This is a genomic window from Paenibacillus sp. T2-29, from assembly GCF_052921365.1.
Genome location: NZ_JBREVE010000004.1, coordinates 158,570 through 176,122, shown reverse-complemented (window position 1 = coordinate 176,122; position 17,553 = coordinate 158,570). Strand labels below are relative to the sequence as shown.

The window sequence follows — 17,553 nt, the reverse complement described above, 5'->3', positions numbered from 1 at the left end:
TTGTTATTTAGATACTTTGCTGTTGCTTGTCAGTGGCTGCAAGGGTACGGTCGTCTCTGCTTCCGGGTCGTCTGTTGTATAGTAGAACATATAAATAGAAGCTTCCTTTCCCTTGAAGTTCTTGTAGACATCCACTGCCTTATTATTGCCATCTCCGGCGAAGTTGGCCGTGATCGGCTTGCCAATAATCCTTTCTTTCCCCAGGCCAATATGCGTCTGGTTAATCCCCCCAAAGTGAGTGTCCTCACTTTCGGTTTCTACGAACAAGTCCGAGCCTTGCTTGTAGTAGGTCCACTTCACAGGATAGCCACCGATTTGCGTCGTTAGCGTCTGTTTTTGCTCAGAAATATCAGCTAAACGCTGTGGCGTTTTGTCATCCGAATGGGTCGTAACCTTGTATTTGCCTGTAAAAGTAATGGGAGTGTCCTTGGTAATCACAAGATTGGCCGGTCGCTCAAAACGGATCGTGTTCAGATCGTGTTCCTGATCAGGTAAAGACCAACGGCTACCCTCTAACGTTGTACCGTTCACAGAAAGAAAATATTTTTGATAAGGTAACATGGCGAATTTCTCCTTGCTTCTGATCGTGACACGGATTTGTGTCGGTGTGACAATCATTTGTTCCAGCATAAAATTCGGATTGCCGTTCTCTAATGGGGTATTCAGCACGCTTTTTATTGTACCGCTCTCCATTTTCTTCTTGCTTAACTGCAGGTCAAAATTTAGGGGCTCATGTATACTTTTCTCGGTTTGTGCATATTGCAGTTTAAAAGTAGTTTGCCCTTCTGGTATATCCTCTTTAGTAAAATACTGCTGGGCTGTGTATTCTCCGTTCTCACCGGGTGTACCAAATGCCCCTCCAGATTGAGGATTCACAGGCTTCCCATCTTTGTAGGCAATAATTTGTGGATTGTCCCATTCCTTTGGTATGGACGAATCGAAGGTAATTGCTGAGGACAGCATCAGCTTGTCCTTACCTTGTTCAAATACTTGTACCTTCATATCTTGTAAGCCGTTACGATCCAGTTTGAAAGTCTGCGTCTGAGGTGATTTGATATCGAGCGGCAAATCCAGTTCCTGAACGCTGGTGAGCTCTATATGATCTACGGTCAGCCGCACGTTCTCTGTTTCTTGCTGCGGTGTCCAATCACTTTCAAAGTAACCGTTATAGCGTTGATTTTTCTCGTCCCATTGCTGGAAGCTATACTCCCCTTCGCTGCTTTTCCCCGCAGCATTTTTAAGTGATACGCCTTTGACATTCCAAAACTCGTTGTCTGTACGTTTTCCGACCTCCAAGCTGTACAGAATCACAGTCCGATTCTCATCGACAATAGCGGTATGCAACGTCAGCTTTATCCCGTCTCTGGTGACAGATTGCTCCAGCGGCTGTCCAAGGTCTTGATTTAGTGCCGTCTGAATGCCGCTTCTTCCGTGCAGCAGATTGCCCCAGTTATAATGGATGGCGGCATAGACGGGAACGGCAACGAGAAGTGCGCTCAGGGAAGCAGCGATGGCTATTTTGCGCCAATTACTATGTCGGTGTGGAGTGAATGAATCGGAAGCATCGGTTGGCGTAGGGGCAGTATATCCTGCCTGTTCCATCCGGTTCCACATTTCATTGAAGTTAGGATAGGCTATTTCCGAATCTTCATTTAGCTTACGCTTCAATGCCTTTTCTACGTTGTTCATAGTTCTCTCCTTCCAGCTCGGGAATCTGTGCGCCAGCCTCCCGCAGTATTTGTTCCATTAACTTTAGCCCTTTGTGTGTCCTGGATTTGACGGTTCCCAGCGGAATTTCCAGCAGTTTGGATATTTCCGCCAGCGTGAAATCATGCATATAGCGAAGTGTCAGCACAGCGCGGATTTTGGCTGGTAGGCGATTCATATAAACAGCCCATTCCTCAGCCGACTCGCGTTCCTCCACCTGCCTGTCCACAGGCTTGTTTTCTGTTCCGGTAAAAAGATGGGGATTGGCCGATACTTTCAAATGTAGGCTTTTTCGGCGTTTAAGATGGTTCAGACAATGATTGACCGTAACTTTCATAATCCAGGCTTTTAGTTGCTCGATGTGCTCACGATTGCTGCGAAACAAGGTAATAAACACTTCCTGCGTTAAATCCTCAGCATCTGAGGCGTTATGGACCATGTAGTAGCAGGTTCGGTACACATCCCGTTGATACAGATCAAACAACTCTCGATTACTTTGCAATGATGGCTCTCCTTTCTCGTGCAGTTTATCTATATAACAATTGGAGTTCACAAAAGGTTCATTTGGTTATGAAAATAAATCGTCCGCTTCGATGTGCCCACTTTTTCTCCAATGTACCACACAAAAAAAGAAGCCTGTAAATCTCAAAACTGCAGATTTACAGGCTTCTTATATGTTTCATTGCTAGACCCTACGGGATGAACACACCTTCGCGTAAAAACCCGTCAACGAATAGCTTATGGACAACCTTCCGCTTAATCAGCCAGCCGTACAATCGTTCTACCCTGTGAGCGGGCTGCCAGGATGTCTTCAAGCGCGCTTGGCAGGTCACCCAAGCCAATTTCGCGCTCAACGAGCTGTTCTAGCTGTTTCGGCTTCCAGTCACTGCCGAGGTGCTTCCAGATCGCTACGCGGGTGTCATAGGGGCAGAAGACAGAGTCTATGCCCAGTAGATTTACGCCGCGCAAAATAAACGGCAGCACCGTCGTAGGCAGCTTGGTGCCTGCCGTCAGGCCGCTCACGGCAACAGAGCCGTTGTAGGCGATCTGGCTGAGCAGCGAAGCGAGCGGCTTTCCGCCTACAGGGTCTACAGCCGCTTGCCAAAGCTGCTTGGCTAGCGGTCGAATGCTCTCGGCACCGTCGTAAACCTCCTCACGCGAAATAACATCGGCTGCTCCGAGCGCCTTGAGGTAATCATGGGATTCGACTTTGCCACTGCTGGCTACGACATGGTAGCCCCTCTTGTGCAGCAAGGCAATGGCTGCACCGCCTACGCCACCCGTCGCACCGGTGACGAGCACCTTACCCTTCTCCGGCGCAACGTCGTTTTGCTCCAGCCGATATAACGACAGGGCTGCGGTGAATCCGGCTGTCCCAAAAATCATCGCCTCTCTCAGCGTGAGTCCGTCGGGAAGTGGAACCACCCAGTCCGCAGGCACGCGCGCATATTGGTTGAATCCTCCGAATTGAGACACACCCAGCCCGTACCCGGTAACGAGTACCGCTTGTCCTTCGCTAAAACGGCTATCCTCGGAAGAAACGACGGTTCCCGAACAATCTATGCCGGGTACGAACGGATAGGATTTGACAATATTGCCATCCTTGCGGGCGGCAAGCCCGTCTTTATAATTGATGCTGGAATAAGCGACACGAATCAATACTTCTCCAGCAGGTAAACTGTCAGTTTCCAAAGAACGTACTTCTGCTTGAACCTCTCCGTCCTGCGTCTGATCGACGACAAGGGCTTGAAATGATTGAGTCATCTGTAAAAGCCTCCTTTATTACCGTTTAAGTCTATGAATGACCTATATAATCCATTTCTAAATTACAAATTATGCTTGGGAAGCATACAACAATCTGCACGTCCTGTCAGCGGCAATGCTCACAAGCTCTTAATCTATTATACCCTTTAGCTCATCAAGACATCGAGCGGACCGGATTATGGCTATATTCTTGCAACAGCTTGTTTCAATAAAGTTCGATAATCAAATATAAAGAAGGTGATAAATGAATTCTTACGTATTTTTCAAATCATTTTACGTAAACGGGATGTATTTTCCAGAATGACTGTGCTAACATACCCTTTGATCATTAAATATTCTATGAAGAAAGGTGAATGAATGACAACCAGAGCACTAAAAAATGGTTCGGTATTGTCCGAAGCCAAGGAACTGAATTTGTTCCGTTTGACATGGCCTATTTTCCTTGAATTGTTCCTGTTTATGCTAATGGGAAGCGTCGATACATTCATGCTCAGTTCTGTATCTGATAATGCAGTGTCGGGTGTGGGCGCGTCCAATCAAATTATTTCAATCGCTATCCTTGTACTGGAGGTTATCGGCAACGGCGCTGCTATCGTCGTAGCTCAATATATCGGTTCTAAGAAACTTGTCGAAGCGGCTCAGGTGACGGGTACGGCCATTACTCTGAATTTAATGGTAGGTCTTTTGCTAAGCGTGATTTTTCTTGTGTTTGGTACTCATATGTTGCAATGGCTAAATGTCCAGGGGGATATTCTGACTTACGCAGAATCCTATATGAGTATTGTCGGGGGGGCCATTTTCCTTCAGGCATTGATTAACTCGCTGGCGGCGACCATTCGTACGCATGGTTTTACCAAAGAAACGATGTATGTATCGGTTTTTATGAACGTGATCCACGTGGTCGGCAACTATGTTTTGATTTTGGGGCATTGGGGAATGCCTGCACTCGGTGTAGAAGGTGCTGCTATTTCTACAGTAGGTAGCCGCTTTATTTGTCTCTTGATCTTCTTCTGGCTGATGTACCGGGTAACTGAGGTCCGTGTCGAGTGGAAATATTACGTCCATTTATCCAGAAAATTCATCACAAAAATATTGCGTATTGGTGTACCATCCGCGCTGGAGTCCATCATGTATCAGTCGTGTCAGCTCATATTTACACTGTATGTGACTTACCTGGGCGCTGAAGCGATGGCGACACGTCAATATGCCAATAATATTTCGAGCTATATTTATTTGTTCAGTATGGCAGTTGGTATGGGAACGGCTATTGTAGTGGGGAGGCTCGTGGGAGCCAGGGAGAAGGATACGGCTTATAAACGTGTATTGAGCAGTGTGAAATGGGCGCTGCTCGTGACTGTGATCATTGATGCAGTGGTTATCTTTTTCCGTGTACCCTTACTCGGTTTGTTTACGGAAAACCCTGAAATTATTCGTTTGGGTGCGCAGGTTATTTTACTTAGCATTCTGCTAGAAACTGGACGGACGACGAATATCGTCATTATCAACTCGTTGCGTGCTGCTGGAGATGCCAAGTTCCCAGTCTTTATGGGCCTGATCTCCATGGTCTGCATGAGCTTGCCGCTGGGTTATCTGCTGGTGTTCAAGCTGGATATGGGACTCGCTGGTGTGTGGCTGGCGATTGCTGCTGATGAATGGACTCGTGCTGTCATCATGTATGCCCGCTGGAGAAGCCGGTTATGGGAAAAGCATTCGCTGGTCGAGCACGATACACCGGATCAACCTGCAACGCCTGTTCCGGCACACTAATCCAAGTAGTCATTCGGGTTAACTGGAACCTAGCTTTTTGATAGAGTTGTATACGTGGAGGTAGTTCAAGAGAACATCTTGAACTACCTCTTTTTCCTGCATAGAGGGGAAATAGCAGTGAGCCAAAAATTGTATATGAAAATGGAGTTGGCGAAGTGGCACCACAGGTAAGTTTTAAGCTCAGAATATATCATAATGGCATTCATAAATAGAAGTATGGTAAATTTACTAAAAGAAAGATATACTTTTGTTGCACTAACGCAGTACATGAAAGACAAGGAGTGTACCGATGAAGAAGCCAACGATTGAAGATGTTGCCCAGAAGGCGGGAGTGTCTAAAAGCACGGTCTCGCAATTTCTGAACAAACGATATAAATATATGAGCGACCAAACCAAGGACCGGATCGCCGAGGTTATTCAAGAGCTGAACTATCAGCCTAACGGGCTGGCCCGCAGCTTGAAGCAAAACCGGACGTTTATGGTGGGAGTCATTGTGGCCAACATTGATTATACGCTGTCGATTCAGTCTATCCGTGCGATTGAGGAGGAATTGCAGCGCTTTGGCATTCAGGTGATCATTTGCAACGCCGATGAAAACCCTGACAAGGAAAGCCAGTATATTGAGATGCTCAAGGCCCGTCAAGTGGACGGCTTAATCATCTTCCCGACAGGAAAGCATGCAGACATTTACAACCAACTCATTCGGGGAAAATATCCATTGGTGTTTTTGGACCGCCTGGTGGACGGTGTCAATACACGCAGCCTGCTGCTGGATAACGAAATGGCGATTAAGCTGGCGATTCAGGAACTTGTGGCTCACAAGCATGAACGAATTGCGTTGATTACTTTGCCCCTTGGCTTGAATCGGATTACTCCACGAGTGGAGCGGCTCAGCGGATATAAGAAGGCGCTTGAGGAGCATGGCTTGTCATTTCGTGAAGAATATATGCACAGTGTACCAAGAGAAGAAATCCAGCAGACATTGAAGGAACTGTTCCAACTGCCGGAGCCGCCGACTGCACTGTTGGCCGGGAATGATATCGTGTTGGCTGAGGTGTTGAAGTATGTGAATGCCCGCCGTATACGTATTCCGGCAGAATTGTCCATTATCGGGATTGACGATGCGGAGTTTGCCCATATTTACAATCCGCCCATTACGACCATTACACAACCGATTGCGGATATGGGGAAGCAGGCGGCAAAAACGCTGCTGTCCAGCATTGAGGAAGGCGGCGAATCGGTCCCGATTATTTATCGATTTGTGCCGGATATCCATCGGGGAGAATCCGTCAAAACGCTGTAGACGAGTATATGTCATATATATAAAAATAGCCCGTATTCCTTTGTACGACCTAAGTATGCGTATGCTGCTCAGATCGTACAAATGCGAATACGGGCTATTGGAAGTTAAGGCTGACTTAGGATTCGGCCTTGTTGAGCTTGCGCTCATAGCGGTGAAGGTTATGCGGGGAATGAACCCAAACTAATTGGTGCTGGCGCTGAGCAAAAAAGATTCCAATTCGGCTCGCGTCGGATAGCCGTCCATGTCTCCGGCTGACATGACAGCCAGCGCACCAAGTGCATTACCGCGCTTGACTGCTTCAGCCAGGGGTAATCCTTCCAGTAGTGCGCTGATAACACCTGCGGCAAAGCCGTCACCTGCGCCGACAGTATCCACGACATGATCTACGCGGAAACGCTTGACATATCCCTCTGCATCTGCGGATTTGTAATAGGCGCCTTCGGTTCCCAGCTTGATGATCACCAGCGAGGTGCCGCGATCGAGGTAGAACGAAGCGATATCTTCAGGCGAAGTATAGCCTGTTAGTATTTTACCTTCATGAATGCCTGGCAGCAGCCAGTCGCAACCCTCGGATGCTTCGTTAATCGCCTCCACCATGGTTTGTGTGTCAGGCCATAACTTGGGTCTGAGGTTGGGATCGAAGGATACTGTTTTGCCTGCCTTTTTCATAAACTGCTTTGCATGTCGGGCGAAGTCGCGGCATTCAGGGGAAAGTGCGACAGAAATACCTGTAAAGTGCAGGTGGCGAGCCCCGGCAAAGTAAGCTTCGTTAAAATCAGCAATGCTCAGTGTGGAAGCGGCGGAATGCCTGCGGAAATATTCGACCTCAGGGTCGCCGCTGGTAACTTTGGATTTAATCAGCATCCCGGTAGAGTGGTCTTTGGTAAACATGACATTTTGGGTGTCAATCTTCTCTTGACGCAGTGCATCGGCAATGAACTTGCCGAACGTATCCTCGCCAAGTTTGGTCACGAGTCCGGCTCGTAGTCCCAAACGCGACAAACCGGCCGAAACATTCGTCTCTGCTCCGGCCAGCGCTTTGGTGAATGAACGCACCTCATCCAGAGAGCCTGCTTCATTGGCGTAAAACATGGCCATGGGTTCTCCGAAGGTAACAGCATCCAATGTTGCGGTCATTTGAATTCCTCCTTATGTTTAGTAAACTAAATCTGTAAGCGTATGCACCACTTGAATAAAATGAAATTATCACATAAATCGGTTTTTCACAATGAGTAAGTTGATATATTTGCTAAAAACTTTTTGGTTAAAATAGATAAAAAAATATGTTCTTGTTTATCAAAAGGTAAAAAGTATGTAAAAATTCGCGAATATTAAGGATTTTTCTAGGAATGATGAAGTTTTGGGTTGACACCCTCTTAGATAATTATTACAATTCTAGCTAAGAAGTAGAGTTAGAAACCGCTTTTATAACAATTCCGTTGATAAAAAAGTTTATCTAAACAGGAGGAATGTTTTTATGGAAATGCGTTATTCAACTCATCCCGAACATGCCAAGCATTTTACAACTGAAGAGTTGCGTCAGCACTATCTGATTCAGGAGCTTTTTGTACCTGAGGAAGTAAAGCTGGTCTATACGCATGAAGATCGTGTCATTATCGGGGGCATTCACCCCGTGAATAAATCTGTTGCACTGGAAGGTAACGATCAAATCAAAGCGGAAACTTTCTTGGAGCGCCGTGAACTGGGTGTTTTTAATGTCGGCGGCAGTGGTACGGTCAAGGTGGATGGTGAAACTTACGAGCTGGCCACAAAAGACTGTCTTTACGTAGGTAAAGGTGCCAAGGAGTTGATCTTTGAAAGCGATTCCAGCGAAAAACCTGCGAAGTTTTATATCGTTTCAGCCTTGGCTCATACCACGTATCCGACGACGAAGCAGTCTTTTGCCGATGTTCCGTCTGAAAGTTTGGGTTCGCAGGAAACCGCCAATAACCGCACGTTACGTCGCTTTATCCATGATGAAGGCATTCAAAGCTGCCAGCTGGTTATGGGTATGACCACATTAGAGAACGGCAGTGTGTGGAACTCTATGCCAACACATGTTCATGACCGTCGCATGGAAGTGTATTTCTACTTTGAGCTGGATGAGAACGCCAGAATGTTCCACCTGATGGGTGAGCCGAACGAAACGCGCCATCTGGTCATGAAAAATGATGAAGCCGTTATTTCTCCACCTTGGTCTATCCACTGCGGTGCGGCTACGGGTAGCTATACCTTCATTTGGGGCATGGCCGGTGAAAATAAAACATACAAGGACATGGATCAGGTAGCCATGAGCGAGCTGCGTTAATCCGGTCATTGCATTGGAACGTAGACCTGCAAGCGGCTGAGGAACCATGGTCATCCCATTCGTGGAAAGGATCAGGAACATGACGAAAAAGAAAGTTTTGGAACATATCACTTCGGTTGGGGTTGTTGCAGTCATTCGGGGAAACACAGCGGAGGAAGCGTATCAAATGTCCAAAGCCTGTATTGAAGGCGGCTTGGATAATATTGAGCTTACGTTTACCACGCCGGATGCGGATCAGGTCATTCGAAGATTGAGAGACGAATTTAAGGATCGGGCCGTTATTGGTGCAGGAACTGTACTGGAGTCACTGACGGCGAGAATTGCTATTCTGGCCGGAGCAGAATTTGTTGTGAGTCCTTCTTTTGAAGAAGAAACAGCGAAGCTATGCAATTTGTACGCGATTCCTTATATGCCTGGCTGTATGACGCTGAATGAGATCAAGGAAGCCATGAAATTGGGCAGCGATGTCGTGAAGTTGTTCCCGGGCAATACGATGGGGGCGGACTTTGTTAAGGCCGTCAGAGGGCCAATGCCTCACGTACAGATTATGCCAACGGGTGGCGTTGATCTGGATAATATGGAAACCTGGCTGCGTAACGGATGTGTGGCTGTGGGAATTGGAGGCAATTTGACGGCTCCAGCCAAGGAAGGTCGCTACGACTTGATCACAGAAAATGCAGCGCGTTATGTAGCTAAATATAAAGAAGTACGTGCAGCGTTGTAGGCTTCAGGAAATATAGGTTTTTATACTAATTTGTGATGGAGGCGTAGGCATGGGTCTGGACAATTTTTCATTGGATTTTTTCAGTCTTAAAGGTAAAACGGCGATTGTAACAGGAGGCAACAGTGGATTAGGTCAAGGATATTCCGTAGCTTTGGCCAAAGCAGGCGCAAACCTGTTCATTGTAGCTAACAATGATGATTATGAAGAAACAAGACTTCTGCTGGAGCCAACGGGTGTAAAGTTTGCCTTTTACCAGGCTGACCTGACTGAAAAAGCATCCATTAAAAAACTTGTAGAAGAGTGCGTCAAGGAATTTGGCAAAATTGATATCCTTGTTAATAATGCGGGTACGATCCGCCGCGCTCCTTTGCTGGAGTATAAAGATGAAGATTGGGACGCTGTTATGGAAATCAATCTGAATGCTGTATACCATTTGAGCCAGGAAGTGGCGAAGATAATGGTAGAGCAAAAAAGCGGAAAGATTATCAATGTCGCTTCTATGCTTGCTTTCCAAGGCGGCAAGTTCGTTCCGCCGTATACAGCAAGTAAGCACGCAGTGGCTGGCTTGACCAAGGCATTTGCAAACGAGCTGGCGGTTCATAACGTTCAGATTAATGCGATTGCCCCTGGTTATATTGCTACGGCGAACACAGCTCCAATTCGTGCGGATGAAAGTCGCAATCAAGAAATCTTGTCGCGTATTCCTGCTGGTCGTTGGGGTGATCCGTCTGATCTGATGGGGGTTGTTGTTTTCCTTGCCAGTCAGGGTTCGAACTACATGAACGGTCATATCTTGGCGGTGGATGGCGGCTGGCTGGTACGTTAAGCAGCGCTACTCACATCGAAGTGATGAACTGAAAGCTGCCTCAAAAGGAAATCATCCTTTCAGGCAGCTTTTATTTGTTTAATGAAGCGATAAGCTGAACTTGAGATTGAGGACGCTGTGTCGATCCGTCCTATGCATATGACACGAATGCCTTTATAATTTAATGAGATAAAAATTGCCTAGGCTCCAGCCGTTACACTTGGTTGGAGCCTTTGAGCATAATACAGAATGGATTGGAGAATGGAGAGATGAGTTCACAGCAACACCAACGAGCTTTGGTATACAAATCTTTGTGGCATGCAGGTCCTTGGGTGCTTGCCGCAGGGATCATCCTGGTGGGTGCCAATCTGCGCGCCTCGATTACTTCGGTAGGACCTCTTATCGGTTTGATTAAGGATTCTTTGCATATTTCGAATACACTAAGTGGTCTGTTAACGACATTACCGCTGCTTGCTTTTGCACTGTTGTCGCCTTTTGTAGCCAAACTGTCGCGCCGCTTCGGGTCTTCCCTTATTATTTTTGCAGCCTTGCTGCTGTTGACCACAGGTATTGTGGTGCGCTCGACGCTGGGAGTGACCTCATTATTTGTCGGGACTGCGATGCTGGGACTGGCTATTGCTGTATGTAATGTTTTGCTGCCCAGTTTGATCAAAGAGGAATTTCCCCGCAACAGTGGACTAATGACCGGCGTATATTCCGTATCCATGAATGTGGTCGCTGCAACAGCATCCGGTCTGAGTATACCACTGGCACTGAACGGAGGAATGGGCTGGCGCGGTGCTTTGGGAATTTGGGCGATTGTCGGTGTCGTAGGTATTTTACTCTGGGTGCCCCAGCTTCTTAAGGCGCGCCGAACGGCTAATCAAGCGGCAGTGTCTGCCCGAACAGTGAATGTGTATAAATCGTCTTTGGCTTGGAAGGTGACGCTGTTCATGGGGCTGCAATCTGCCCTCTTCTATGTTCCTGCTGCCTGGTTTCCCGAAATGATGAGCGGACAGGGAATGGATTCAGAGACTGCGGGATGGATGCTGTCTGTGCTGCAATTTTCACAAATGCCATTTACTTTTATTGTGCCTATTTGGGCGGCGCGAGTGAAGGATCAGCGGCTATTGGTTCTGATTATGGCAGTGCTCTATTTTATCGGTCTGGGTGGATTTCTGCTCGGGGCTACACAGTGGAGTGTGGTTTGGGTCATTTGTATTGGTATAGCGGGTGGTTTTGCTTTTCCGCTAGTCATGATGTTCTTTAATTTGCGGACGCGAACACCGCAGCAGGCGGCAGAGCTGTCAGGTATGGCGCAATCCTTTGGTTATTTGCTGGCAGCGACAGGACCGACACTATTCGGTTATTTGCATGATGCGACACAAGGCTGGACAATTCCGCTACTTTTACTTTTGTGCCTGAGTGTGCTGCTTATGTTTATAGGCCTGGGTGCAGCCAAGAAACGATATGTCGGAGGCGAGGTGGATGATCAGGCTGCAATTTGATGCAGATGGCTACAGTGTGGTCTATAATGCAGATCGTGTTATGTTGTTGGCTAAAGAGTTTGCGTTGTTGCGCTTTCTATATGATAACCGGAATCAGGTGTTCACCCGGGAACAACTGCTGGATCGTGTGTGGCCGTTGGAATATCCAGTGGAGCGTACCGTGGATGATCATATCTACAGATTGCGCAAAAAACTTAAGGCATGGACTGGGCTTCGTATTCATACGGTCAGAGGGTATGGCTACAGCTTGACCTTGACTGACGTGCAGCAACAGAACCATCCGTCCTTGCACGATCAGGAGGTGCAAGACGCCGTACATGGACTATTCCGCAAATACCAGCTGTTGGGACAGGGAAATTCCATCGTAGCACTGGCTGCCCAGCAGGAGCAGATGGGTTTTCAAATGTCCTCCTTTTATCAAATGTATACCCGTTTTGTACAGGCAGATGTGGCTTGGTTCTTGAAGCAGGAGGATTTTGTACCCGCGGACCGTTTGTATTGGATGTTGCTGCTATATACGGGCACAGCAGGGGTAACGGATGAGGGGCTTGCTCTATGTGAGCGTGCGCTTGTCAGTGGATTGCTGTCCAGTGACCAAGAGCGCGAATTACGCATCCTCAATATCCTGGAGGCTTATGTGGAAAATGGACAACCTGAACGCGCACAGGAAGGTCTACCACTGACCTTAATGGTAATGGAGCGGGATGATCTCGATAAATTTGTGATGCCGGTTGCGCTCATGGAGATGTACATGCATCTGGTTGCCAATCATATGGGAAAGGCTGCTGAACTTTCTGATCGTCTGGAAGCCATGCTGTCGAAAGCTCCGTATTTACGTGAACTGGGTCGTTATCGCATGATGCGCGGACTTATGCTGCTGCGTACTGGAGATGTGGACAACGCCGAGCGGCTCATGGATGAGGGGCTAGTTACCCTTGATATGGCGAAACAGGAACTGCTAAAAATCAAGGCGATTTGCCAAATTCGCGGTTTTTTGAAGCTCTGCGGCTCTTATCCCATGTTGGAAGAGAAATACGCGGCTCAATATAATCGGCTTGATCGGGACAATAATTTAACATTGCATCGTCCGGCGCTAAGACGCTGGCTGGAGCAGATCCTTTCTGGGGCCTGACTTTTTTTAGCTGTCTGATTTTCCTCTGATATAGGCCCGCTAGAATGTTCTTATTGCTAAAGAAGCAGAAAATGAGAGCAGGGTGAGTAGAAATGAAGGAAAATAAAGAATTGCAGTCCACGCCTAGCATTTGGCGTAACGGCCATTTTCGGCGGATGTTTGCGGCACATACGGCTGCTTCCTTTGGTGATTGGTTTGATGCTATCGCCATTCAGGTGCTTGTTGCTTACCGCTGGGAAGCCGACCCCATGCTGATTGCGCTGATTCCGGTAGTCATGGCACTGCCGGGTCTGCTGCTCGGTTCCATTGCAGGCACGTTAGCCGATCGGGTGCATAAGGCCCGACTGATGATCATCTGCGATGCAGCTATCACCTTATTGACGCTGGCGATTCTCGCCGTCCCAGGTCCGGCGTGGCTGTTGCCTTTGCTTGGTTTGCGCGCGGCGGCTGGCGTATTCCAAATGCCTTCACAGCAAGGCTTGACCCGTACAGTAGTCGCCAGTAGCGACCTGTTCCGTGCAACCTCACTGAATGGGCTGGTCAATCAGGCCTCCAAAGTCGCGGGGCCCTTGCTGGGCGCCATGACCCTGACTGTGCTGTCTCCGCAAGCATGCATTATCCTGAATGCACTGCTGCGTCTCTGCTCCGGCCTGCTGCTCTGGCCGCTGCGTGGCATCGGTCCGGCGCTGGCCAGCACAGACCAGCAAGCGGTTGCTGGTGCTGACGCGCAGCTAAGGAAGTCGGCATCGCTTACAGCGGATGAGGCAGATGATGCCAAGATGCAGGGAGGGCCTGCTCACGCATCCCGTTTTTTCAGCCAGTGGCGGGAGGGCTGGGCGTTCCTCTGGCGCAGTCGAATGCTTTTGCATACGCTCATATTCGGCCTGTTCGGTTTGATCGCCATTCTTATGATCGACTACCAGTTCCCTACATTGCTGCGAGTGCTCGCTCCGGGCAACGAATCGCTGCTCGGTTGGCTGGTTTCAGCTATAGGTGCTGGCGCCGTCGGCTGCATGCTTGTGCTTAATCGCTTGAATCGTATAAGCGCAGGCTGGGGGCTCGGTGGAGGGTATGTGCTGGTTGGCGGAGCTATTGCCGCTTTGGGTTGGGCGCAACCCGGGACAGGACTCCCTGTTCTGCTTACGATCGGGGCCATGTTAGGTGTGGGGAACGGCCTGTACATTATCACCCAGAATTACATATTACAAGCCAAAACCCCTGCTGATATGGTGGGGCGCGTCTTTGGTATCCAAAGTACCGTGATTGGAGCGATCATGGTCATTTCGCCGCTTGCTGGGGGAGTATTGATCCGAATAGCAGGGGCAGGGACGGCTTTTGTCTGGATCGGAATGACTGTAGGAATCCTAGGTTTGGCAGGACTACTGCTTCAATCCGTAATTTGGCGCGAGTCTCTCGCTAATCCTACCCCTTCTACTGAACAAAATGTTGATCTAGCGTAATCGTTTGCTTCCATTCTAGCAATTTATATTTTTAGCATAGGAGAGATCATGTTGACTCAAAATTCTTCATCTACAACGCCAGTGGCACGACTACTTGAAGGCTCGCGGGTGTACTTGCGCCCCATTAACGTGGAGGACACCGAGCTATACTATAATACATTGTTCCATCAGGAAGTGCGGAGACTGACGGGCACACAGCGAAGCTTTACCAAAGAGCAAATTGCCCGTTACATTGAAGGTAAAGGGCAGGATTCCTCAAGCTTGCTGCTTCTCATTGCACTTCAGGAGGATGATCGTGTCATCGGCGATATTGCATTACAGGATATGGATAGCCTGAATCGCAGCGCCAACATCCGTATTGCGATCAATGAGCAGGGGGATCAAGGCAAAGGCTACGGCACCGAAGCGCTTACGTTAATGCTGGGCTATGGGTTCGGCATTTGTAACCTGCATCGGATTGAGCTGAATGTATTTGATTTTAATGAAAAGGCCATCCGCTGCTATGAAAAAGTAGGCTTTAAGCGTGAAGGTGTGCAGCGGGATGCTTTATTTTACAATCACCAATACCACGATTCGATTTTGATGAGTATGCTGCAGCATGAATATCGCGACAGATATGTGAAACAAGCAGAAAATTGATTCAATACGTTTACACGGGTTTGCAGAAGAGATATAATTAAAAGATAAAGTTACTTGTTTGCGCAAGGATAACCGACAACATCAAATGAATATATGAATTACCGGAGGAGCCTGTCACCAAGGCTCCTTTATGTCTTTTTAGGGGAACCTGTGCTGTATTCGGGTTTCCCTTTTTATTTTGCGAGTTGTTGGTCTGTTTAAGGTCAGACACATATTTTGGACGATTGTTCTGCATTTTATGATTATCCGGTTTCTTTAATGTTGTAGATGATGCGCAAATGAGGTCAAGGATTAAATAAAAGGAGGTTATTACCTATGCAATTTATATTGTATCTTCTGTTGATTCTGTTGTTTACAAAAGTAGCCGGTCATCTATCGGTTAAGCTCGGTCAACCAGCGGTATTGGGGAAACTGATCGCTGGTATCGTACTCGGCCCGGCAGTTTTGGGATGGGTGCAAAATGATTCGCTGATTCATGATATGTCTGAAATCGGCGTGTTGCTGTTGATGTTCATTGCCGGGCTGGAGACGGATCTGGATCAGCTTCGGCGCAACTGGAAGCCTGCGGTAGCAGTGGCGATCGGGGGGATTATTTTGCCGTTGCTCTGTGGTTTTGCAGTCGGTGAAGCCTTTGGATTTTCAGTACATGAAGGATGGTTTTTGGGGATTGTCTTGAGCGCTACTTCCGTAAGCATTACAGTGCAGGTGCTCAAGGATATGAACAAGCTGAATACTCGAGAAGGCTCGACCATTTTAGGTGCAGCCGTACTGGATGATGTGCTTGTCGTAGTGCTGCTTGCGGTAGTGATGAGTATATTCGGCATGGGTGGGCAAACCTCGCTGGGACTTCTTGTTGGCAAGAAGCTGATCTTCTTCGTGGGGGCTATTCTGGGTGGCTGGTTCGTTGTTCCATGGATTATGAAAATACTTGCCCCCCTCAAAGTGACAGAAGCTGTGATTACTGCTGCTATGGTTATTTGCTTCGGTTTTGCATATTTTGCAGATTTGATGGGTATGGCGGGTATTATCGGAGCTTTTGCTGCCGGGATTGCCATTTCGCAAACAAGTTTTAAGCATGTCGTAGAAGAAAAGGTAGAGCCCATCGCTTATTCCATCTTTGTTCCTGTATTTTTTGTCAGCATTGGCTTAAATGTATCTTTTGAGGGAGTGGGACAGCAGATTGGGTTTGTTGTTGTTTTGACACTGATAGCGCTGGTGACGAAGTTAGTCGGAGGAGGCATCGGCGCGCGGCTGACAGGTTTTAATACCCGTTCCTCGCTTGCGATTGGTTCTGGCATGATATCTCGTGGCGAAGTTGCACTTATTATCGCAGCCACCGGGTTGCAAACGGGTCTGCTGGCACAGCAGTATTTTACCTCAGTTATCATTGCCGTTATTTTGACGACGTTGGCTGCACCTCCAATTCTTAAGCTATGTTTTAGTGATCGCAAGACTGTAAGCCAGATTGAGAAGTAAGAGGTTGGACAGACTAGACATACAATAAGACCCTTCTGGTTCATTTTCCAAGCAGGATGGAAAGTGACCGAAGGGTCTTTTTATGTTGGAATGTTCGATTCAGCTGCAGAATTAGGACTCGGATACGACAGTGAAGCGTTGATTCAGATGTTGTGGTTTTTCAATTTCGTCTACTACGGCAACAGCATAATCTTCATAGCTGACATAGCTTGCACCTTTGGAATTAACCAGCAGGGTGTCTTTGCCCACTTGGTAAGAGCCTGTACGTTTGCCGAGAGCAAATTCTGCAGAAGGACTAATGAAAGTCCAGTTTAGGTCACTGGTACCGCGTAGAATTTCCAGGTTTTTTCCTTGGTTATGAGCTGTTGGATATACAAAATCAGGGAAGTCAGGAGTATCCTTTACCAAGAGTGTCTCGGATTCATCCGTAAACAAGCTGCCTGCACCACCTACAACAATCAGGCGAGTACCGGATACATTGCGGAGAGCCTCAATCAATACATTACCTGCATCTACATGCAGATGCTCTTGTCCAAACGGAGCGGCAAAAGCATTAACAACGACGTCAAAACCCTTCAGATCATCTGTTTTCAGGTCAAAAACGTCTTTTTGTACTACAGCAGCACGATTGTCCGTGACTTTAGCCGGGTCACGCACGATGGCGGTTACTTCATGCCCTCTGTCTAATGCTTCTTTTACGATATTACTTCCTGCTTTACCGCCTGCACCAATAACTGCAATTTTCATAATAGAATAGCCTCCTAAAAAATGATTTGGATGATTTATTTGCTTGATTCATGCGTTGCATGATGTTCATACTTGAACTTTAATATGTAACTATTATAGTTACAATACAAATTAAAAGTCAAGCTCTTCTGTTGGGCAAGATAGAGTCCTCCGATTGGAAAGAGAGGAACTCGTTTAAATATAAGATGATACTGAATAAGTAAATGTAAACCA

General features: G+C 47.5%; 15 protein-coding genes. 10 read left to right on the top strand and 5 right to left on the bottom strand.

Annotation, left to right across the window (positions count from 1 at the left end; all coding sequences use genetic code 11):
* Positions 1-3: 3 nt before the first annotated feature.
* The 3 genes from ACU1JV_RS13570 to ACU1JV_RS13560 all read right to left on the bottom strand — a co-directional run bounded on the left by ACU1JV_RS13570 (position 4) and on the right by ACU1JV_RS13560 (position 3,471).
* Entirely contained in the window at positions 4-1,689 is a 1,686-nt protein-coding gene (locus ACU1JV_RS13570; protein WP_413987165.1) for a DUF4179 domain-containing protein, read from the bottom strand.
* A complete protein-coding gene (locus tag ACU1JV_RS13565; protein ID WP_413987164.1) occupies positions 1,658-2,209 on the bottom strand; it encodes an RNA polymerase sigma factor in 552 nt (183 codons plus the stop codon). The genes ACU1JV_RS13570 and ACU1JV_RS13565 overlap by 32 nt, the downstream gene beginning before the upstream one ends.
* Positions 2,210-2,463: 254 nt before the next feature.
* Positions 2,464-3,471: an acrylyl-CoA reductase family protein gene (locus ACU1JV_RS13560; protein WP_446724573.1), complete on the bottom strand. Its 1,008-nt coding sequence runs from the start codon at positions 3,469-3,471 to the stop codon at positions 2,464-2,466.
* A 357-nt stretch (positions 3,472-3,828) separates the two neighbouring features.
* Between ACU1JV_RS13560 and ACU1JV_RS13555 the strand changes: the two genes are divergently transcribed.
* Together ACU1JV_RS13555 and ACU1JV_RS13550 are read left to right on the top strand one after the other, a co-directional pair.
* Complete coding sequence (locus ACU1JV_RS13555) at positions 3,829-5,238, top strand: MATE family efflux transporter (protein WP_064961582.1); 1,410 nt, start codon at positions 3,829-3,831, stop codon at positions 5,236-5,238.
* Between the two features lie 289 nt (positions 5,239-5,527).
* Positions 5,528-6,541 carry a LacI family DNA-binding transcriptional regulator gene (locus tag ACU1JV_RS13550; protein ID WP_165079842.1) on the top strand — a complete coding sequence of 338 codons (1,014 nt, stop codon included), beginning with the start codon at positions 5,528-5,530 and terminating at the stop codon, positions 6,539-6,541.
* A 180-nt stretch (positions 6,542-6,721) separates the two neighbouring features.
* Here ACU1JV_RS13550 and ACU1JV_RS13545 read toward each other — a convergent pair whose 3' ends face one another.
* Positions 6,722-7,678: a sugar kinase gene (locus tag ACU1JV_RS13545; RefSeq protein ID WP_013373616.1), complete on the bottom strand. Its 957-nt coding sequence runs from the start codon at positions 7,676-7,678 to the stop codon at positions 6,722-6,724.
* 340 nt (positions 7,679-8,018) lie between these two features.
* Here ACU1JV_RS13545 and kduI point away from each other — a divergent pair, with 340 nt between their 5' ends.
* The 8 genes from kduI (at position 8,019) to ACU1JV_RS13505 (ending at position 16,593) form a co-directional block, all read left to right on the top strand.
* Positions 8,019-8,849: a 5-dehydro-4-deoxy-D-glucuronate isomerase gene (kduI, locus tag ACU1JV_RS13540; protein WP_013373615.1), complete on the top strand. Its 831-nt coding sequence runs from the start codon at positions 8,019-8,021 to the stop codon at positions 8,847-8,849.
* Between the two features lie 79 nt (positions 8,850-8,928).
* The gene (locus ACU1JV_RS13535; RefSeq protein ID WP_013373614.1) at positions 8,929-9,573 is read left to right on the top strand and encodes a bifunctional 2-keto-4-hydroxyglutarate aldolase/2-keto-3-deoxy-6-phosphogluconate aldolase; all 645 of its coding nucleotides are present in this window, start codon (positions 8,929-8,931) and stop codon (positions 9,571-9,573) included.
* Between the two features lie 49 nt (positions 9,574-9,622).
* Entirely contained in the window at positions 9,623-10,399 is a 777-nt protein-coding gene (gene kduD, locus ACU1JV_RS13530) for a 2-dehydro-3-deoxy-D-gluconate 5-dehydrogenase KduD (protein WP_413987163.1), read from the top strand.
* A gap of 248 nt (positions 10,400-10,647) precedes the next feature.
* Positions 10,648-11,886 carry a CynX/NimT family MFS transporter gene (locus tag ACU1JV_RS13525; RefSeq protein WP_264216955.1) on the top strand — a complete coding sequence of 413 codons (1,239 nt, stop codon included), beginning with the start codon at positions 10,648-10,650 and terminating at the stop codon, positions 11,884-11,886.
* Positions 11,867-13,018 (top strand): winged helix-turn-helix domain-containing protein, encoded by a 1,152-nt coding sequence (locus tag ACU1JV_RS13520; RefSeq protein WP_264216954.1) that lies wholly within the window; start codon positions 11,867-11,869, stop codon positions 13,016-13,018. The genes ACU1JV_RS13525 and ACU1JV_RS13520 overlap by 20 nt, the downstream gene beginning before the upstream one ends.
* A gap of 92 nt (positions 13,019-13,110) precedes the next feature.
* Positions 13,111-14,478 (top strand): MFS transporter, encoded by a 1,368-nt coding sequence (locus ACU1JV_RS13515; protein ID WP_413987162.1) that lies wholly within the window; start codon positions 13,111-13,113, stop codon positions 14,476-14,478.
* Between the two features lie 48 nt (positions 14,479-14,526).
* Positions 14,527-15,117 (top strand): GNAT family N-acetyltransferase, encoded by a 591-nt coding sequence (locus tag ACU1JV_RS13510; protein WP_413987161.1) that lies wholly within the window; start codon positions 14,527-14,529, stop codon positions 15,115-15,117.
* 315 nt (positions 15,118-15,432) lie between these two features.
* A complete protein-coding gene (locus ACU1JV_RS13505) occupies positions 15,433-16,593 on the top strand; it encodes a cation:proton antiporter (RefSeq protein ID WP_413987160.1) in 1,161 nt (386 codons plus the stop codon).
* A gap of 111 nt (positions 16,594-16,704) precedes the next feature.
* Here ACU1JV_RS13505 and ACU1JV_RS13500 read toward each other — a convergent pair whose 3' ends face one another.
* Positions 16,705-17,340 carry an NAD(P)-dependent oxidoreductase gene (locus ACU1JV_RS13500; protein WP_413987159.1) on the bottom strand — a complete coding sequence of 212 codons (636 nt, stop codon included), beginning with the start codon at positions 17,338-17,340 and terminating at the stop codon, positions 16,705-16,707.
* Positions 17,341-17,553: the final 213 nt, after the last annotated feature.

Excerpts from the sequence above, each read along its gene's own strand:
- ACU1JV_RS13570 (WP_413987165.1), bottom strand. The coding sequence starts at position 1,689 with ATGAACAACGTAGAAAAGGCATTGAAGCGTAAGCTAAATGAAGATTCG.
- ACU1JV_RS13560 (WP_446724573.1), bottom strand. The coding sequence starts at position 3,471 with ATGACTCAATCATTTCAAGCCCTTGTCGTCGATCAGACGCAGGACGGA.
- ACU1JV_RS13555 (WP_064961582.1), top strand. The coding sequence starts at position 3,829 with ATGACAACCAGAGCACTAAAAAATGGTTCGGTATTGTCCGAAGCCAAG.
- ACU1JV_RS13550 (WP_165079842.1), top strand. The coding sequence starts at position 5,528 with ATGAAGAAGCCAACGATTGAAGATGTTGCCCAGAAGGCGGGAGTGTCT.
- ACU1JV_RS13545 (WP_013373616.1), bottom strand. The coding sequence starts at position 7,678 with ATGACCGCAACATTGGATGCTGTTACCTTCGGAGAACCCATGGCCATG.
- kduI (WP_013373615.1), top strand. The coding sequence starts at position 8,019 with ATGGAAATGCGTTATTCAACTCATCCCGAACATGCCAAGCATTTTACA.
- ACU1JV_RS13535 (WP_013373614.1), top strand. The coding sequence starts at position 8,929 with ATGACGAAAAAGAAAGTTTTGGAACATATCACTTCGGTTGGGGTTGTT.
- kduD (WP_413987163.1), top strand. The coding sequence starts at position 9,623 with ATGGGTCTGGACAATTTTTCATTGGATTTTTTCAGTCTTAAAGGTAAA.
- ACU1JV_RS13525 (WP_264216955.1), top strand. The coding sequence starts at position 10,648 with ATGAGTTCACAGCAACACCAACGAGCTTTGGTATACAAATCTTTGTGG.
- ACU1JV_RS13520 (WP_264216954.1), top strand. The coding sequence starts at position 11,867 with ATGATCAGGCTGCAATTTGATGCAGATGGCTACAGTGTGGTCTATAAT.
- ACU1JV_RS13515 (WP_413987162.1), top strand. The coding sequence starts at position 13,111 with ATGAAGGAAAATAAAGAATTGCAGTCCACGCCTAGCATTTGGCGTAAC.
- ACU1JV_RS13510 (WP_413987161.1), top strand. The coding sequence starts at position 14,527 with ATGTTGACTCAAAATTCTTCATCTACAACGCCAGTGGCACGACTACTT.
- ACU1JV_RS13505 (WP_413987160.1), top strand. The coding sequence starts at position 15,433 with ATGCAATTTATATTGTATCTTCTGTTGATTCTGTTGTTTACAAAAGTA.
- ACU1JV_RS13500 (WP_413987159.1), bottom strand. The coding sequence starts at position 17,340 with ATGAAAATTGCAGTTATTGGTGCAGGCGGTAAAGCAGGAAGTAATATC.